We start from the raw sequence: 14,995 nt of genomic DNA, 5'->3' as shown, positions 1-14,995 counted from the left end.
TGGCCATCGGGGCTCTGAGCGTACTGGGTCCCGGGTCTTCGCCCGGGATGACCGTGGTGAATGGGTCGGAGCCGGAGAAGGGAACGCAGCGCGGCCAGCCGGGTAAGGGGCCTTACTGCTTCTATAAGGCCCCCTCATCCCCCACGGAAAAATCCACGATGATCGGCAGATGGTCGCTGCCGCTCGGCTCGCCGGTGCGCAGATCGTGAATGGCGATCGCCCCGCGCGTCATCACATGGTCGAGCGGCAGGAAGGGCAGCATGCCCCGCCAGTCGCGCAGGTAGTACCAGAGCGTTGGGAAGGTCGGCAGGTTGAAGGTGTGGCGCGTCAGCTCGGCCGTGCTCACGAAGCCCCGCAGCGCATAGGACCACGGCGTCGAGTTGAAATCACCAACCAGAACCAGCGGCGGCTCGACCGTCGAAAGCGCTTCGCTGAGCTTTGCGAACTGCTCGGCCTGCCGTGTCACCGGCGCCGGCCAGTCATTATGGGTCGTGGCCAGCGAAAACGCGGGCCCGGTTTCGGTCTGGAAGCGCACGATGATCCGGGCCGTCCGGTCGGTGCTCATGATCGATGCCGAGCATGCATCCGCATCGAGCGGCTCGAAGGGCAGCCTTGCATAAAGCCCCACAAAGGCCCGCTCGCCCCCGGCGCAATACTGGAAATGGGGATAGCGCTCTGCCAGAAGCGGGTGAACCACGCTGCGCAGTCCGGGGCTGTATTCCTGCAGCGCCACGATATCGGCATCGACCGCATCGATGTTGGCAACGATCGCTTCCGGCTCCTCGTTGCGTCCGAAGACATTGAAGGTCATCAACCTGTAGGTCTGCTCGGCCTGCGCAACAGCGGCGCGCGGCAAAAGCCCCGCCACCAGTTCGGGAACGTAAATGACGCTCGAGGCAACAAACCCCGTCGCGGCAATAGAAAGCGCCAGCGCGCGCAGCGCACGGAACGGCACGAAGATAGGGCTGGCGATCACCAGCGCCCCAAGGCCGAAAAACAGCACTGGCTGGATGTGGTTGAACAGGTCCATGGCCGGGTAGATGAAGCCAAGAACCGCAACGATCGCCATGCCGGCCAGAAGACAGCAGGCAAACAGATAGCCCGCGGCAACCAGTGCGGCCAGTATCTTGCCTATGATGCGCACCTATTCGGCTTCCGCGCCCGTCTCGGGGTCGAGGTCCACCCAGCCGCGCGAGCCGCGCTGCACTTCGAGGGGCTGGAAGGCGGCCTTGTAGGCCATCTTCGGGGAATCCTTGACCCAATATCCCAGGTAGAGATAGCCGCCCGCCAGTTTGGCGCGCGCGATATGATCGAGGATCATCATGGTGCCAAGCCCGCGCCGGGCCAGCGCGGGATCGAAAAAGCTGTAAACCATCGACAGCCCGTCGGGCAGGGGGTCCGTCAACGCGGCGGCGACGAGTTGCCCCGCCACCCCGTCCGGCCCGTCTTTCGCCAGCCGGTATTCGACCAGCACCGATTGAACCGGGGTGTCCTCGACCATGAACTCATAGTCGAGATAGCTCATCTGCGTCATCCCGCCGCCATCGTGGCGCGAGTCGAGATAGCGCTTGAACAGCCCGTATTGCTCGGCTGAAACGATCGGCGCCACCACTTCGGCCACGATATCGGAGTTCTGCTTGAGGTTGCGCCGGTGCCGGGTCGCGGGGAGAAAATCGATGGCCCGCACGCGCACCGATTGGCAGGCGTCGCAATCGAGGCACGCCGGACGATAGATCAGGTTCTGCGAACGGCGGAACCCGTGGTCGGACAACAGATGGTGCAGCGCCGCCGCCCGCCGGCCCGACAGGTGAGTGAAAAGTTTGCGTTCCTGTCTGCCCTCGAGATAGGGGCAGGGCGATGGGGCTGTCAGAAAGAACTGCGCACTTTCCGGCGTATGGTCCATGTGGGTACTCGCTTGGCCCGCAGGGTGTCTGCCACCTCAATCAGACGCGGCAAACCGAAAACTTTCAAGCCGTCCGGCCCGCTTGTCGAAACCCGGACAGCTCACGCCCGGATAGTAATCGCACGGAACCCGGTGTGCAACGCGACAAATCTCAAAAGCGGGCACGGAAAGCGCCGTTTGCAGCCAGTCATCGCCTGAATGGCCGCATACCTTAGCCGGGAACGTCGCCCGATCGTGCATAGGCCTGCCAGTGCCGCACCATCGGCGAGCGGCGAACCATCAACGTGCCCACGATCATGTCGTGCAGCAATTGGCGGCGTGGCGTGAACAGCCCGATCAGGATGATGAACGGGGTCAGAAGCGAACACGAAATCCAGAACACGACCACATGGATCATCGCCATCCATCCGTCCAGCGTCGTCTCCCGCGTCGGGGTCAGCACGATGTCGGTGGCCCGCATGCCCAGCGTGGCGCGCGCGGGCGAACCCAGCGTCACCGCATAATAGGCAATGAAGGTGACCGGCACGATCAGCGGGATCGACAGCCAGGTCAGCCCGAACGTGAAAATGCCCAGAATACCGGCAACCAGCGTAACCAGAACGATCGCCGCGCCCATGATCACACAGTCGATCAGGAAGGCCACGGCGCGCCGCGTCAGAATCCCGTCGAACAGTTCGGGCGAAGTGTTGGGATTGGGAAGGTCGTCGCGCAGCATGCGCCCCAGAAAATCGGTTGCCAAAGTCAATGCTCCTCAGGTTGAGGATTATGTTGGAACACTGGGCGTCAATGACAAGACCATAACCGAGATTTCCCGCTCAATAGGGCAATCGGTGCCCGCTTCGGTCGAAAAACCCGCCGGAATCTGATGGCGTCAATCGCTCGAGGCCCGCAAGGATCGCGCCGGCGGCCCCTTCGGGCTGTTGCACATCGAGGCCCGACCGGGCGAATGGCCGCGAAAGCTGCGTATCGACGGTTCCCGGATGCATGCCGACCAGAATGGCCTCCCTGTGCGTTCGCGCCAATTCGATGGCACAGGTGCGCACGATCTGGTTGAGCGCGGCCTTGGACGCCCGATAGCTGTGCCAGCCCCCAGCCTGTTGTCCGAAATGCTGCCCACCTTGGCCGAAAGCGCCATGACCACCGATCGCCCCGAACGGGGCAGGAGCGGCAGGACATGCTTGAGCACAAGCGCCGGGCCGATGGTGTTGACGGCGAACGCCTGCGCCAGCGCCTGCGCGCTCATTTGCCTGTTCGCCTTTTCGGGCGCGATGCCGCTGCTATGCAGAAAGCCGGTCGCAATGACCACCAGCCGCAGCGCGCCCTGGCCCGCCACCACCTCCATGGCCGATGCGATCGAGGCCTCCTTTGTGATCTCGATTGCCGGGCTGCCCGAACGCGAAAGACCGGTGACCAGATCATAGCGTCCCGAGGCGCGAACCTGTTCAAGCAGTGCGCGCCCGATCCCGCCTGTCGAACCGATGATGAGGGCTTGCGTGGCTTCGGTCATGCCGTTCTATACGCAGCCGGACGCCGGCCCGATCACCGTCCGCGCTTTCAGCGCTCGCTACTCGGCGGGCCGCACCCTGTACTGCCGCAGTTCAGCCAGCGCCTGCCGGGTCACGACCGCCGCCCCCTGAAGTGCCAGAACACCCATGATCGATGCCACCAGAACGTCCGGCCAGCCCGTGCCGGTACCGAACACGCCCAGCGCGGCCAGCAGCACGGCGATATTGCTCACCACGTCATTGCGCGTGCAGATCCACGCCGAGCGCATATTGCTGTCACCCTCGCGAAAGCGCCACAGCAGCCCAAAGCTCGCGGCATTGGCCACAAGCGCGCTGAACCCCACAATGCCCATCGTATAGGCATGGGGCGTTGCCCCGGTCACCATGTTCCACCCGGCAACCCCCAGCACCCAAATCCCGAACGCGCCCATGGTCAGTGCCTTGGCCAGCGATGCCCGCGCGCGGATATGCACGGCGTATCCCACGACGAAAAGGCTGATGCCGTAATTGGCCGCATCGCCGAGAAAATCCACGGCGTCGGCCTGCAGCGATGCCGAGCGCGAGGCGATGCCGGCGCCGATTTCGACAACGAACATGACGGCATTGATCGCCAGAACCGCCCACAGGACACGGCGATAGACTGTGTCGGCCTGGGCTCTGGCCGCCTGATCTGCCTCGTTATGGTTGCAGCACGATCCGCTCATTTGCACATACCCTTCAATTCAAATCGCCCCGATGCTAGAATCTCCAGCGACTAGAGGAGCAAGCGGCAAATGAAAAATTTTCCGATTGGCGAAGCGGCCCGGCGCAGCGGGGTCAAGGTTCCCACCATCCGCTATTACGAGCAGATCGGCCTGTTGCCCCAGCCCGTGCGCACGAGGGGCAATCGTCGCCTTTACGACGAGGAAAGCGTGCGCCGCCTGTTCTTCATCCTCCACGCCCGCCAACTCGGCTTCGAAATCGAATCCATCCGCGCCATGCTGGGCCTGCAGGACAACCCCGACCAATCCTGCGCCCAGGTCGACGCCATCGCCTCGGGCCGCCTTGCCGAAATCGAACTGCGCATTTCGCGCCTCACCGCGCTAAAGGCCGAACTCTCCACCATGCTCGACCAGTGCCGCCAGGGCCGGATCGCCCAATGCCACGTCATCGAAACCCTCTCGACACCGCCCGGCTAGGCGGAAGCGCCTGTTGGTGGTGAAGTGGCCGGGTGATGTAAATTTGCGGCTTGGTGCCGGCGAGCAAGGACTGGAAGCGACACAATCTTTGCCATCAGGACGCGATCGGCCACGCCCCTGAAGCGGACGTTGCAGCGATCAGGTAGATAACAACCTTGCAGCTTGGAGGCGATCCTGATCGATGCCACGTCGAGTATCATTCGATGTCAGGTCACACCTGGTCTGCGCCTGCTAGCGCCCTGACGAACTGGCACTCTCGCTTGTCTAGAGGAGCTGGGTCCTCGTTGCGAAGCGTTCGCGAGCCTGGCCGATTTCGTGCCGGTGCGCGAGCGCCCAACGCGCCATTTCCAGGGCCGGCTTCAGCATAGACCGCCCCAACTCAGTCAGCTCATAGTCAACGCGAGGTGGGATCGTTGGAGTGACGATTCGCGTAATCAACCCGTCTCGCTCAAGGTCCCTCAATGCGGCTGTGAGCGATTTCTGCGTGACCGCGCCGAGGGCGCGTTTCAAGTCGGAGAAGCGCCGGGGATGCTCGACGAGAAGCTCCACAATCGACATGGCCCATTTGGACGAGATGGCAGGAAATATGTCGCGGACCGACTTGCAGGTGACGTCGCCATGGTCTGAGTCTGGTTTCATTTTGGGTACCACCGTATCGAAAAAGTGCCGTCTTGAGAGCTTCTGAGCAAGGCACATATGGTTCGTGAGTTACTGATTGTAACTGCCATGACCTCAAACCGGAAGCCAGCCCATGCCCAAACTTTACCGTCTTGATGCCTCCATCCGCGCCGACCAATCCGTGACCCGCAGTCTAGCCGACGCATTCGCTGCCGGCGCCGATGACGCTTTCTCGGACGTAATCCATCGCGAGGTGGGTACCACCCCGCTGCCCGCGCCAGCGTGGCGCGATGCCGTAACGTCGATGTGGACACCACCCGAGCAACTCACAACCGGTCAGGAGAATGCGCGCGCGCTCGCCGCTGAACTGGCCGATGAGCTGATCTCCGCGGACGTGTTCCTTTTCGCCATTCCGCTCTACAATTTTGGAGTTGCGCACCATGCAAAGGCATGGATCGACCTCGTTCTTTCCGAGCCACGCTTCGTACCCGGTCCAAAGCGGCCACTTGAGGGACGTCCTGGTTACCTCATGACCGCACGTGGTGGCGGATACGGTCCGGGAACGCCCAGGCATGGTTGGGATCACTCAACACCCTACCTGCAGCGCATTCTGAAGGACCAGTGGGGACTCGACCTCACTTCTGTCGAGGTCGAACTCACCTTGGCTGACGTGACTCCTGCCATGGAGGCGCTGCGCCCACTGGCGGCCGAGAACCTCCGCGAAGGACTCGCTCAGGCGAAGCGCCTCGGTGCGACCGCAGCACAACAAAGTCCTTCGAACGCGGCCTGAGCCTGCTCTCGCCCCTTAGCTCTCGTACAAGCGAAAGGTGCTTGCTGAAGAGCCCTGGAGCCCGGAAACGGCCAGTGGGCAAAGCCCCGGAGCTTGCCGCCGCGCGAAACGTCCACTTATGCAGTACAATGGACGAAAGCGGTCGACCGGCTGACCACCCCATAGCGGCCCTGCGCGTCGGGTAACACCGGCTCCATTTTCACTGCCCAATGGACCTCGGCAATAATCCGGGGGCGATAGGCCGGGGACAACCACGGCCTTCGCCACCCGGTGTCTAGCCGTTGATCTTCCGCGCCATATCCAACGCGAAATAGGTGAGGATGCCCGAGCACCCCGCGCGCTTGAAAGCCATCAGGCTTTCAACCATCGCCGCCTCGCGGTCCACAATGCCCGCTTGCGCCGCGTGGGCGATCATCGCGTATTCGCCCGACACCTGGTAGGCAAACACCGGCACGTCGAACCGGTCTTTGAGCATGCGGCAGATGTCGAGATAGGGCATGCCGGGCTTGACCATGATCCAGTCCGCGCCCTCGGCCAGATCCTGCTCCACCTCGCGGATGGCGTCTTCGGAATTGGCCGGGTCCATCTGATAGGAGAGCTTGGTGCCCTTGAGCCGCGCTCCCGACCCCACCGCGTCCCGGAACGGGCCGTAAAAGGCCGAGGCATATTTGGCGGCGTAGGAAAGAAGAATGGTCTTTTCAAACCCCGCATCGTCCAGCGCCCCCCGGATCGCCCCGATGCGCCCGTCCATCATGTCGGACGGCGCAATCACGTCGGCCCCCGATTGCGCCTGAACCAGCGCTTGCTTGACGAGGATCGAGACCGTTTCGTCATTGAGGATTTCTTCGCCCGCCATCACCCCGTCATGACCGTGGCTGGTATAGGGGTCGAGCGCCACATCGGCCACCAGCCCGATATCGGGCACCGCGTCCTTGATGGCCGAGAGCGCGCGGCACACCAGATTGTCGCGATTGGTGGCCTCGATGCCGTCCTCGCTGCGTTTGGAGGGGTCGGTGTTGGGAAACAGCGCCAACGCGGGAATGCCCGCCGCACGCGCCGCCTTGGCCGCCTCTACCGCCAAATTGATGCTCAGGCGCTCCACGCCCGGCATGGTCTTGATCGGCTGGCGTTCATTGTGGCCCTCGATCACGAAGATCGGCCAGATCAGATCGGCAGGAGTCAGCACGGTCTCGGCCACCATCCTGCGGCTCCAGTCCGCCATGCGCGGCCTGCGCAGCCGCCGGCCACCGAGAAACTCCATGTCGTGCTTTTCAAAACTCATCGATCCGTTTCTCCGCATAGTGTCTCGCTTCATCTGACTTGACGGGTCAAATCAGATGAAGACAACGAGGCCACGCCAAAAACAATGTCGATCCGCTCAATATCAGCCCGCAATCGCCACGCAAAGGGGCCGGACGACGCAGGCGCCGGCCAATCAATCCTTGTCCCATCCGCCCAAATCACGTTAGCTCTGGCCGACCGGGGGATTGTTCCATGGATTTCAGAAACGAACCGCTCGGGCTCGTTGCCCGCATACTTGGTCTGCTCAGCCTGTTCATCGGGCTCGGAGACGCGGCGCGCCTGCTCGGTCTGGGCGCCGGCTCGGCAAGTCCCATCACCGCCATCGGCACAACCGGCTTCGTCCTGCTCTCAGTCCTCGCCCTCATGCGCCTGTTCGCGGCGGTCGGCCTGTGGATCCGATCGTCATGGGGCGCCATCATGCTCGCCGCCTCCCTGGTCATCGAGATCGGCCTTTATCTGGTGGGCACCAATTGGGTTAGTTTGGGTTTGTGGAGTTTTATCTTCAAACTTGGGGTCATGCTGGCAACTTTTGGACTTTTGGCCATCGCCCAGCTTTCGGCGCAAAGACAACTGGCCGATTAACAGTGGGCGTTCCCCGTCTTCCGGTGGACAGTCCACCGGGGGTCCAGTGGGCGTCACGCCATCCGGGGCTTTGCGGTGTAACGGGCCGTAAAGGTTACAGTTTTCGATACGGGTGTAAGGAACTGAAAACCTAAAAACATCAAGTTTCCCCGTAAGATACCATTAAGCGTGTCTCTTAAACCGATCTTATCGGCAGCTCGCTAGATTGCCCTCACAGACGCGAAAAATCGCGCTAAAAAAATACAGTGAGGCAGAACCAATGGCTAACAATCTTTCCGCTGCAAAGGCTGATGAACCCAAGAGCCTGAAGCCGCTCTATCTCGAAGCCGTCTCCCGCGTCGAACGCCTGCACCGCCGGCTTTTGGACCTGGTCAAGGACGAGTTCGACCGCATGGGATGGGACGACATCAACCCGGTCCAGGCTCTCTTGATGTTCAACATCGGCGACAGCGAATTGACAGCCGGCGAGCTTCGCACCCGCGGCTACTATCTGGGGTCTAACGTCTCGTATAACCTCAAGAAATTGGTCGATACCGGCTACATTTTCCAGGAGCGCTCAAAGACCGACCGCCGCTCGGTGCGCATCCGTCTCACACCCAAGGGCGAAGAGGTCGCCGAGGTGATCGACGAGCTCTACGACCGCCACCTCAACTCGATCGAAAAGGTCGGTGGGCTGGGCGAATCGGACTTTTCCGGCCTCAACACCGCCCTCTCGCGCCTCGAGCGTTTCTGGGTCGATCAGATCCTCTACAAGCTCTAGAGAACGCTTTTTGTGGCATTGCCGCCACACTCGAAACGCAAACGCCGGCTCCAGGGCCGGCGTTTCTCATTTGCGCCGCAAACTCTTTCTAGCTGGCGTGGTGTCGATATATGACGCTCCCGGAATTTTTAATTGGATGCATTGGCCAGATAGGGTGGTCAAAGTCCGGTGAGCGGCGTTGTGGTCCTGAGCGCCTTCGTGCAAAAGGACCGCTCGGCTCCCAGGCTCTCTCGATAGGTGAACTTACGCGATGCGCGATTTTAAAGGAAAACTCAATCGGCGTTCGGTCGTGACGGGTCTGTCCGCCCTTGCGGCGACGGCGGCTTTCCCGATGCCCGCCCTGTCTCAATCGCTTTTCGGCGGTGGCCGCAAGGTGGTGACCCAGGAAGAGCTTGAGCTCAATTCCAGCACCGCCATGAACGCCATCGGCGGCACCGACCCGATCGTTTCGGTCGATACCGAATACAATCTCCAGCGCGTCGCCGAATATTACGAACGCCTCAACGCCATCGGTGGCTGGCCCGACGTGCCCGAAACCATCTACCGCCTTGGCCTTGGGTCCGACCGCGCTCCGGTGCGCGATCTGCGCGTCTATCTCGCCCACACGGGGGATTTGCCGCGCGAAACGCCATTGTCGGACCAGTTCGATGCGCAGCTTGACGGCGCGGTCCGCGGCTTTCAGGCACGGCACGGCCTGCAGATCAACGGCTTGGTCGACGAATATACCTATTGGGCAATGAAGGTTCCGGCCTCCACGCGCCTCAACCAGATCAAGCTCAACATCGAGCGCGTTCGCCGCATGGAGGGCAAGCTCGAGGATCGGTATGTCAACGTCAACATCCCCGCCGCCGCCATCGAAGCGACAGAAGGCGGGCAGGTGGCGCGCCGGCACACGGCCGTTGTGGGCAAGATCGATCGCCAGACCCCGATCTTGCGCAGCCGCATCCACCAGATCAATTTCAACCCTTACTGGACGGTTCCGGTTTCGATCATTCGCCGCGATATCATCAGGCTGGTCAACGACAACCCCAACTACCTCAACGAATATTCGATCCGCATCTTCGACGGCAGCGGCAACGAAGTGCCCCAGAGCGCTATCGACTGGTCGACCGAGGAGGCGGTAAATTACACGTTCCGTCAGGATCCCGGTGTCCAGAACTCTATGGGCCACGTAAAGATCAATTTCCACAACCCGCACGCTGTCTATCTGCACGACACGCCGCAACAGGACCTGTTCTCGGAAAACGCCCGGTTCCATTCGTCCGGTTGTGTCCGCGTTGCTAACGTGGCCGAGTTCGTCGCCTGGATATTGCGCGATTCCGGCTATGACATCATCGACGTCAATACCAACTTCGCCTCGGGCGAACGTATCGACGCCGATGTGTCCAATCCCGTACCGATTTTCATGACCTACTTTACCGCTTGGGCGAACCGGAACGGCGTCGTAAGCTTCCGTGACGACGTTTACGAATACGATGCCCAGGGCAAGGTTGATTTCCCTGAAATCAGCGCCTGATACGGCTCGAGCGGAGATTTTTGATATGGGGGCAGGCCGCGAGGTTCTTTTCGAGTTCCGTCAGGCCGGCCCCCAAATTCGTGTTGCGGCCATAGATGTCGAGACCGGCATCGAGGTCGTCGCAATAGCGCCGATCACGGCCACCGAGGCGCAGATGAAGAACCTCGCCCTGGCCAAGCTGCGCCGCCGGATCGAAAGAGAGGCGCTAGAGGGGCGTTAGCGCCGATCTGCGCTTGGAATCGCAGGAGCCTCCGTGCTATGCGGATCGCGCTTGCTTGCCACCAGCATCTTTCCGCAACAGGTCGAGGGCCCGCCCATGAGCGCCACCGCAACAGCACCGCTTTTTCCCGATTTCTTCACCCGCACGATTGCCGATCATGATCCGGTGGTTGCCAAGGCGATTGCCGACGAACTTGGCCGCCAGCAGCACGAGATCGAACTGATCGCTTCGGAGAACATTGTCTCCCGGGCTGTCCTCGAGGCCCAGGGCTCGGTGATGACCAACAAGTATGCGGAAGGTTATCCGGGCCGGCGCTATTATGGCGGCTGCCAGTTTGTCGACGTGGTCGAGCAACTCGCCATCGATCGCGCCAAGGAGCTTTTCGGCTGCGAATTCGCAAACGTTCAGCCCAATTCAGGCTCCCAAGCCAACCAAGGAGTCTATCAGGCGCTGCTGCAGCCCGGCGATACCATTTTAGGCATGAGCCTCGACGCCGGCGGGCATCTGACCCACGGCGCCAAGCCCAATCAGTCAGGCAAATGGTTCAATGCCATCCAGTACGGTGTGCGCCAGCAAGACGGGCGCGTGGATATGGACCAGGTGCGCCAGCTTGCCCAGGAACATCGGCCCAAGATGATTGTTGCGGGCTTTTCGGCCTATTCGCGCATTCTCGACTGGGCGGCATTTCGCGAGATCGCCGACGAGGTGGGGGCTTACCTCTTCGTCGATATGGCGCATGTGGCAGGGCTTGTCGCCGCTGGCGTCTACCCCAACCCGTTCCCACACGCCCATGTGGCGACCACAACGACCCACAAGACGCTGCGCGGGCCGCGCGGCGGGCTCATCCTCACCAATGACGAGGCAATTGCCAAGAAGGTCAACTCGGCCATTTTCCCAGGTATCCAGGGCGGTCCGCTGATGCACGTCATCGCCGGAAAGGCCGTGGCATTCGGCGAGGCGCTGACGCCCGAATTCAAGGCCTACGCCCGCCAGGTTGTGGACAACGCGCAGGTGCTGGCCGAAACGCTGGTCAAGGGTGGGCTGGAGATCGCCACGGGCGGCACCGACAACCATCTGATGCTGGTCGATCTGCGACCCAAATCGGTGACCGGCAAGGCGACCGAAGCCGCGCTGGAACGCGCCAACATCACATGCAACAAGAACGCCGTACCCTTTGATCCCGAAAAGCCGGCGATTACCTCGGGCATTCGCGTCGGCACCCCGGCTGCGACCTCGCGCGGTTTTGGCGTCGAGGAATTCCGGCTGGTCGGCGAGTTCATGGTTGAAGTTGTCGATGGACTGGCCGCCAATGGCGACGAAAACAACGGGGCCGTCGAAGCCCAGGTCAAGGAAAAGGTCCTTGAGCTGACTGCCAGATTTCCCATTTACGGATAAGCCCATGCGCTGCCCCTATTGCGGGAACGACGATACGCAAGTCAAGGATTCCCGGCCCACCGAGGATTCCAACGCTATCCGCCGCCGCCGCGTCTGTAACGGCTGCGGCGGTCGGTTCACCACGTTCGAGCGCGTGCAGTTGCGCGATCTCATCGTGGTCAAGAAATCGGGCCGCAAGGTCCCCTTCGACCGTGAAAAGCTGGCCCGTTCGGTCAACACCGCCTTGCGCAAACGTCAGGTTGACCCTGAGACCGCTGAGCGGATGATTTCGGGGGTGGTCCGCCAGCTCGAAAGCGTGGGCGACGTGGAAGTGACGTCCGACCAGATCGGCGAATACGTCATGGAAGGGCTCAAGGGCCTTGATGACGTGGCGTTCGTGCGCTTTGCCTCGGTCTATAAGAACTTCTCCAGCGCCGACGATTTCCAGTCGTTCCTGACCGAAATGGGCGCCGATGATCCCGAGGACCGGGGGTGAGTGAACTCTCGCCAGCCGATCTGCGCTGGCTCGAGGCTGCGGCCCGCATTGCCATGCCATATCGTGGAACAACGGCGGAAAACCCCACGGTTGGGGCCATCGTCGTTTCTCCCGATGGCACGGTGTTGGGTCGTGGCGTGACCGCCATCAGCGGTCGTCCCCACGCCGAACCGCAGGCGCTGGCCATGGCCGGACAGCAGGCGAGGGGGGCGACGCTCTATGTGACGCTCGAACCCTGCAATCACTGGGGCAAAACTCCGCCCTGCGTTGATGCTGTGCTGGCATCGGGTGTCGCCCGAATCGTATGCGGCGCGTCCGATCCCGACCTGCGCACTGCCGGGCAGAGCATCGCAAAAATGCGCGATGCCGGGCTTGACGTCGTTGTAGGGAAGAATTTGCGATGCATCGAAGGGCTGCATGAGGGTTTCATCTCGCGAATTCGGCGTGGACGGCCATTCGTTGCTGCCAAGCTGGCCGTGTCGCGCGACGGCATGATCGGGCGCGCCGATCGCGGCAATGTGGCGGTCACCGGGGAAGACGCACGGCGCTGGACGCATATGCAACGCGCTTTGTCCGACGCGGTGATGGTGGGCGCAACCACGGCCCGGCTGGACGATCCAAGGCTCAATGTGCGGCTGGCCGGTTTGGAGAGCAGGGTGCCGCTGCGGGTGGTCGTCGCGGGGCGGTCTGACCTGGCGGGGAGCCTGAATCTGTTTGCGACCACTGCGCGTCAACAAACTGTAATCATTACAGAAAACACTCGACTTGAATCACTTTCTCAGCATGGCAATGTCATTGGTGTTACCGGGCGGGACGGGCGACCGGACCTCGGGGCCACGCTGGAGGCTTTGGCCGCAAGGGGCATCGGCAGGATCCTGGTTGAGGGCGGGGCAGGGCTCAACGATGCGCTGCTCGATGCGGGACTGATCGACCGGTTTCATCTGCTAGAAGGCGATGTGGAGGTCGGCGAGGGGGGCATTGCCGCCACTGTTAACACCTCGTTGCCGGAGCGTTTGGCACAGTTGGGGTTCAGCGCGGTTGAAAGCCGTGCGCTGGGGTGCGATATGCTCACCACATTCGAGAAGGTCTGAACCCCATGTTTACCGGCATCATCACCGACATCGGCACGCTGTTATCGGTCGAAGACCGCAATGACGGGCGCAAGCTCCGCATCGGCACGCGCTATGAGCCCCAAACCATCGATCTGGGCGCCTCGATCATGTGCGAGGGCATCTGCCTGACGGTGACCGACAGGGGCAGCGAAGGCGGGCAGAACTGGTTTGACGTGTTCGCGGCCCGAGAAACGCTTGATGTGACGCGCGTAGGGGACTGGTCCGAGGGACGTCGCATCAATCTCGAGCGTTCACTCAAAGTCGGCGACGAACTTGGCGGACACATCGTTTCCGGTCATGTCGATGGGCTGGCGACAATTGTGGAGCGCAAGGACATCGGCGACCAGATCACCTTCACCTTTGAAGCGCCGGCCGATCTGGCCCCTTTCATCGCAAAAAAGGGCGGAGTGGCGCTCAACGGCACGTCGCTGACCGTCAATTGGGTGGACGGGAACCGTTTTTCGGTCCATCTGATCCCCCACACCCTTTCCGCAACAAACTGGCCTGATTATGCCGAGGGCGATGCGGTAAATCTTGAAGTTGACCTGATGGCGCGCTATGCCGCGCGCCTCATGGAGAAATCTCACTAGATTGGCGTGGCGCCGGCTGACGCATGGCGCGATGCATTTTGAACCCGACAGGATTAAACAATGGCCAGTTCTGGCGACATTTTCGCGATTGCGCCCGGCTCGGCCGAAGGCCAGCATTACCTCATCGTCGAGGCCCGCTTTTACACCGAACTCGCCGATGCACTGCTCGAAGGCGCAACGACCGCCTTTGACAAGGCCGGCGCCACCTATGAGGTGCTGACCGTTCCCGGCGCGCTGGAAATCCCCGCGGCAATTGCCATGGCGTCCGAACTCAAGGGTGACGAATATGACGGCTATGTCGCGCTCGGCTGCGTCATTCGGGGAGAAACCACCCATTACGAGATCGTTTCGGGTGAAAGCGCACGCGCCTTGATGGATCTGGCCGTCGCTGACGGGCTGGCGTTGGGCAATGGCATCCTGACTGTCGAAAACGAGGCGCAGGCCTGGGCGCGCGCCAAAATGTCCGAACAGAACAAGGGGGGCGGCGCGGCCGCCGCGGCCATGACCATGGCGGCGCTGCAGGCGCTGCTGATGGAGGATTGAACGATGGCCGATCCCACCAATGACCCAAAGCCCGCAAATCAGCGCGGTTCGGCCCGTCTTGCCGCCGTTCAGGCGCTTTATCAAATGGATGTGGGCGAACAGACGCTAGAGGAAACCCTGAGCCAGTTCGAGAGCTTCCGGCTCGGCCGGGAGGTTGAGGGCGAACAGTATCTGCCCGCCGACGCCGATTATTTCCGCCACATTGTGCGCGGCGTGGTGACCAACCAGATCAAGCTTGATCCGGTCATCAACAGCGCCTTGCAGGGCGGCTGGCCCATGACCCGTATCGATGCCACCCTCCGGGCGCTGCTACGGGCCGGCGTGTTCGAGTTGACCATGCGCAAGGACATTCCCTTCAAGGTGGTGATCCGCGAATATGTCGATGTCGCCAACGCATTCTATGAGGACGAAGTGCCCGGCATGGTCAACGGCGTGCTCGACGCCGTGGCGCGAAAATATTCTGAAGGCTATGCTGGCGGAGAACAATCCAATCCCTGAGTCGTAAG

19 protein-coding genes are annotated in these 14,995 nt (G+C 61.7%); 12 read left to right on the top strand and 7 right to left on the bottom strand.

The genetic code is table 11. The features are described 5' to 3' along the window. Positions 1-121: 121 nt before the first annotated feature. The 5 genes from OF122_RS11885 to OF122_RS11865 all read right to left on the bottom strand — a co-directional run bounded on the left by OF122_RS11885 (position 122) and on the right by OF122_RS11865 (position 4,112). Complete coding sequence (locus OF122_RS11885) at positions 122-1,144, bottom strand: endonuclease/exonuclease/phosphatase family protein (RefSeq protein WP_264224453.1); 1,023 nt, start codon at positions 1,142-1,144, stop codon at positions 122-124. After that, positions 1,145-1,903, bottom strand: coding sequence for an arginyltransferase (locus tag OF122_RS11880; RefSeq protein WP_264224452.1), 759 nt, complete (start codon positions 1,901-1,903; stop codon positions 1,145-1,147). Positions 1,904-2,114: 211 nt separating this feature from the next. Beyond that, complete coding sequence (locus OF122_RS11875; RefSeq protein WP_264224451.1) at positions 2,115-2,642, bottom strand: RDD family protein; 528 nt, start codon at positions 2,640-2,642, stop codon at positions 2,115-2,117. A gap of 132 nt (positions 2,643-2,774) precedes the next feature. Further along, entirely contained in the window at positions 2,775-3,410 is a 636-nt protein-coding gene (locus OF122_RS11870; RefSeq protein ID WP_319019364.1) for a Rossmann-fold NAD(P)-binding domain-containing protein, read from the bottom strand. Positions 3,411-3,467: 57 nt separating this feature from the next. After that, positions 3,468-4,112, bottom strand: a complete 645-nt coding sequence (locus OF122_RS11865) for a cation transporter (RefSeq protein ID WP_264224450.1) — start codon at positions 4,110-4,112, stop codon at positions 3,468-3,470. Positions 4,113-4,181: 69 nt separating this feature from the next. Here OF122_RS11865 and OF122_RS11860 point away from each other — a divergent pair, with 69 nt between their 5' ends. Then, entirely contained in the window at positions 4,182-4,586 is a 405-nt protein-coding gene (locus OF122_RS11860) for a MerR family transcriptional regulator (protein ID WP_264224449.1), read from the top strand. A 264-nt stretch (positions 4,587-4,850) separates the two neighbouring features. Here the strand turns inward: OF122_RS11860 and OF122_RS11855 are convergent, their stop codons facing one another. Further along, on the bottom strand, positions 4,851-5,225 hold the full coding sequence (locus OF122_RS11855) for a winged helix-turn-helix transcriptional regulator (RefSeq protein ID WP_264224448.1): 375 nt from the start codon (positions 5,223-5,225) through the stop codon (positions 4,851-4,853). Between the two features lie 112 nt (positions 5,226-5,337). Here OF122_RS11855 and OF122_RS11850 point away from each other — a divergent pair, with 112 nt between their 5' ends. Beyond that, positions 5,338-5,994, top strand: a complete 657-nt coding sequence (locus OF122_RS11850; RefSeq protein WP_264224447.1) for an FMN-dependent NADH-azoreductase — start codon at positions 5,338-5,340, stop codon at positions 5,992-5,994. Between the two features lie 274 nt (positions 5,995-6,268). Here OF122_RS11850 and hemB read toward each other — a convergent pair whose 3' ends face one another. Then, on the bottom strand, positions 6,269-7,276 hold the full coding sequence (hemB, locus tag OF122_RS11845; RefSeq protein ID WP_264224446.1) for a porphobilinogen synthase: 1,008 nt from the start codon (positions 7,274-7,276) through the stop codon (positions 6,269-6,271). Positions 7,277-7,488: 212 nt separating this feature from the next. Between hemB and OF122_RS11840 the strand changes: the two genes are divergently transcribed. The 10 genes from OF122_RS11840 (at position 7,489) to nusB (ending at position 14,987) form a co-directional block, all read left to right on the top strand. Next, entirely contained in the window at positions 7,489-7,878 is a 390-nt protein-coding gene (locus OF122_RS11840) for a hypothetical protein (protein ID WP_264224445.1), read from the top strand. 259 nt (positions 7,879-8,137) lie between these two features. Next, positions 8,138-8,638 (top strand): transcriptional regulator LdtR, encoded by a 501-nt coding sequence (gene ldtR / locus OF122_RS11835; RefSeq protein WP_264224444.1) that lies wholly within the window; start codon positions 8,138-8,140, stop codon positions 8,636-8,638. Between the two features lie 250 nt (positions 8,639-8,888). Then, entirely contained in the window at positions 8,889-10,154 is a 1,266-nt protein-coding gene (locus OF122_RS11830; RefSeq protein ID WP_264224443.1) for a L,D-transpeptidase family protein, read from the top strand. Between the two features lie 25 nt (positions 10,155-10,179). Then, on the top strand, positions 10,180-10,374 hold the full coding sequence (locus OF122_RS11825) for a DUF6898 family protein (RefSeq protein ID WP_264224442.1): 195 nt from the start codon (positions 10,180-10,182) through the stop codon (positions 10,372-10,374). Between the two features lie 96 nt (positions 10,375-10,470). Beyond that, positions 10,471-11,769 carry a serine hydroxymethyltransferase gene (gene glyA, locus OF122_RS11820; protein WP_264224441.1) on the top strand — a complete coding sequence of 433 codons (1,299 nt, stop codon included), beginning with the start codon at positions 10,471-10,473 and terminating at the stop codon, positions 11,767-11,769. 4 nt (positions 11,770-11,773) lie between these two features. Then, positions 11,774-12,244: a transcriptional regulator NrdR gene (nrdR, locus tag OF122_RS11815; RefSeq protein WP_264224440.1), complete on the top strand. Its 471-nt coding sequence runs from the start codon at positions 11,774-11,776 to the stop codon at positions 12,242-12,244. Further along, positions 12,241-13,335, top strand: coding sequence for a bifunctional diaminohydroxyphosphoribosylaminopyrimidine deaminase/5-amino-6-(5-phosphoribosylamino)uracil reductase RibD (gene ribD / locus OF122_RS11810; protein WP_264224439.1), 1,095 nt, complete (start codon positions 12,241-12,243; stop codon positions 13,333-13,335). Before nrdR ends, ribD begins: the two co-directional genes overlap by 4 nt. 5 nt (positions 13,336-13,340) lie before the next feature. After that, entirely contained in the window at positions 13,341-13,946 is a 606-nt protein-coding gene (locus OF122_RS11805; RefSeq protein WP_264224438.1) for a riboflavin synthase, read from the top strand. Between the two features lie 60 nt (positions 13,947-14,006). Then, positions 14,007-14,489, top strand: a complete 483-nt coding sequence (locus tag OF122_RS11800) for a 6,7-dimethyl-8-ribityllumazine synthase (RefSeq protein ID WP_264224437.1) — start codon at positions 14,007-14,009, stop codon at positions 14,487-14,489. 3 nt (positions 14,490-14,492) lie between these two features. Further along, positions 14,493-14,987 carry a transcription antitermination factor NusB gene (gene nusB / locus OF122_RS11795; RefSeq protein WP_264224436.1) on the top strand — a complete coding sequence of 165 codons (495 nt, stop codon included), beginning with the start codon at positions 14,493-14,495 and terminating at the stop codon, positions 14,985-14,987. The last annotated feature ends 8 nt before the right edge of the window (positions 14,988-14,995 follow it).

The sequence above is a fragment of the Pelagibacterium flavum genome (genome assembly GCF_025854335.1).
Classification (GTDB): domain Bacteria; phylum Pseudomonadota; class Alphaproteobacteria; order Rhizobiales; family Devosiaceae; genus Pelagibacterium; species Pelagibacterium flavum.
The sequence above is the reverse complement of the archived record's forward strand: the minus strand, read 5'-3'. Positions and strand labels throughout refer to the sequence as shown.

Bases quoted from the DNA above. Each gene is read 5' to 3' on its own strand.
- OF122_RS11860 (WP_264224449.1), top strand. From the start codon at position 4,182: ATGAAAAATTTTCCGATTGGCGAAGCGGCCCGGCGCAGCGGGGTCAAG.
- OF122_RS11865 (WP_264224450.1), bottom strand. From the start codon at position 4,112: ATGAGCGGATCGTGCTGCAACCATAACGAGGCAGATCAGGCGGCCAGA.
- OF122_RS11805 (WP_264224438.1), top strand. From the start codon at position 13,341: ATGTTTACCGGCATCATCACCGACATCGGCACGCTGTTATCGGTCGAA.
- OF122_RS11830 (WP_264224443.1), top strand. From the start codon at position 8,889: ATGCGCGATTTTAAAGGAAAACTCAATCGGCGTTCGGTCGTGACGGGT.
- nusB (WP_264224436.1), top strand. From the start codon at position 14,493: ATGGCCGATCCCACCAATGACCCAAAGCCCGCAAATCAGCGCGGTTCG.
- OF122_RS11855 (WP_264224448.1), bottom strand. From the start codon at position 5,225: ATGAAACCAGACTCAGACCATGGCGACGTCACCTGCAAGTCGGTCCGC.
- OF122_RS11850 (WP_264224447.1), top strand. From the start codon at position 5,338: ATGCCCAAACTTTACCGTCTTGATGCCTCCATCCGCGCCGACCAATCC.
- OF122_RS11870 (WP_319019364.1), bottom strand. From the start codon at position 3,410: ATGACCGAAGCCACGCAAGCCCTCATCATCGGTTCGACAGGCGGGATC.
- hemB (WP_264224446.1), bottom strand. From the start codon at position 7,276: ATGAGTTTTGAAAAGCACGACATGGAGTTTCTCGGTGGCCGGCGGCTG.
- ldtR (WP_264224444.1), top strand. From the start codon at position 8,138: ATGGCTAACAATCTTTCCGCTGCAAAGGCTGATGAACCCAAGAGCCTG.
- OF122_RS11880 (WP_264224452.1), bottom strand. From the start codon at position 1,903: ATGGACCATACGCCGGAAAGTGCGCAGTTCTTTCTGACAGCCCCATCG.
- glyA (WP_264224441.1), top strand. From the start codon at position 10,471: ATGAGCGCCACCGCAACAGCACCGCTTTTTCCCGATTTCTTCACCCGC.
- nrdR (WP_264224440.1), top strand. From the start codon at position 11,774: ATGCGCTGCCCCTATTGCGGGAACGACGATACGCAAGTCAAGGATTCC.
- OF122_RS11840 (WP_264224445.1), top strand. From the start codon at position 7,489: ATGGATTTCAGAAACGAACCGCTCGGGCTCGTTGCCCGCATACTTGGT.
- OF122_RS11800 (WP_264224437.1), top strand. From the start codon at position 14,007: ATGGCCAGTTCTGGCGACATTTTCGCGATTGCGCCCGGCTCGGCCGAA.
- OF122_RS11825 (WP_264224442.1), top strand. From the start codon at position 10,180: ATGGGGGCAGGCCGCGAGGTTCTTTTCGAGTTCCGTCAGGCCGGCCCC.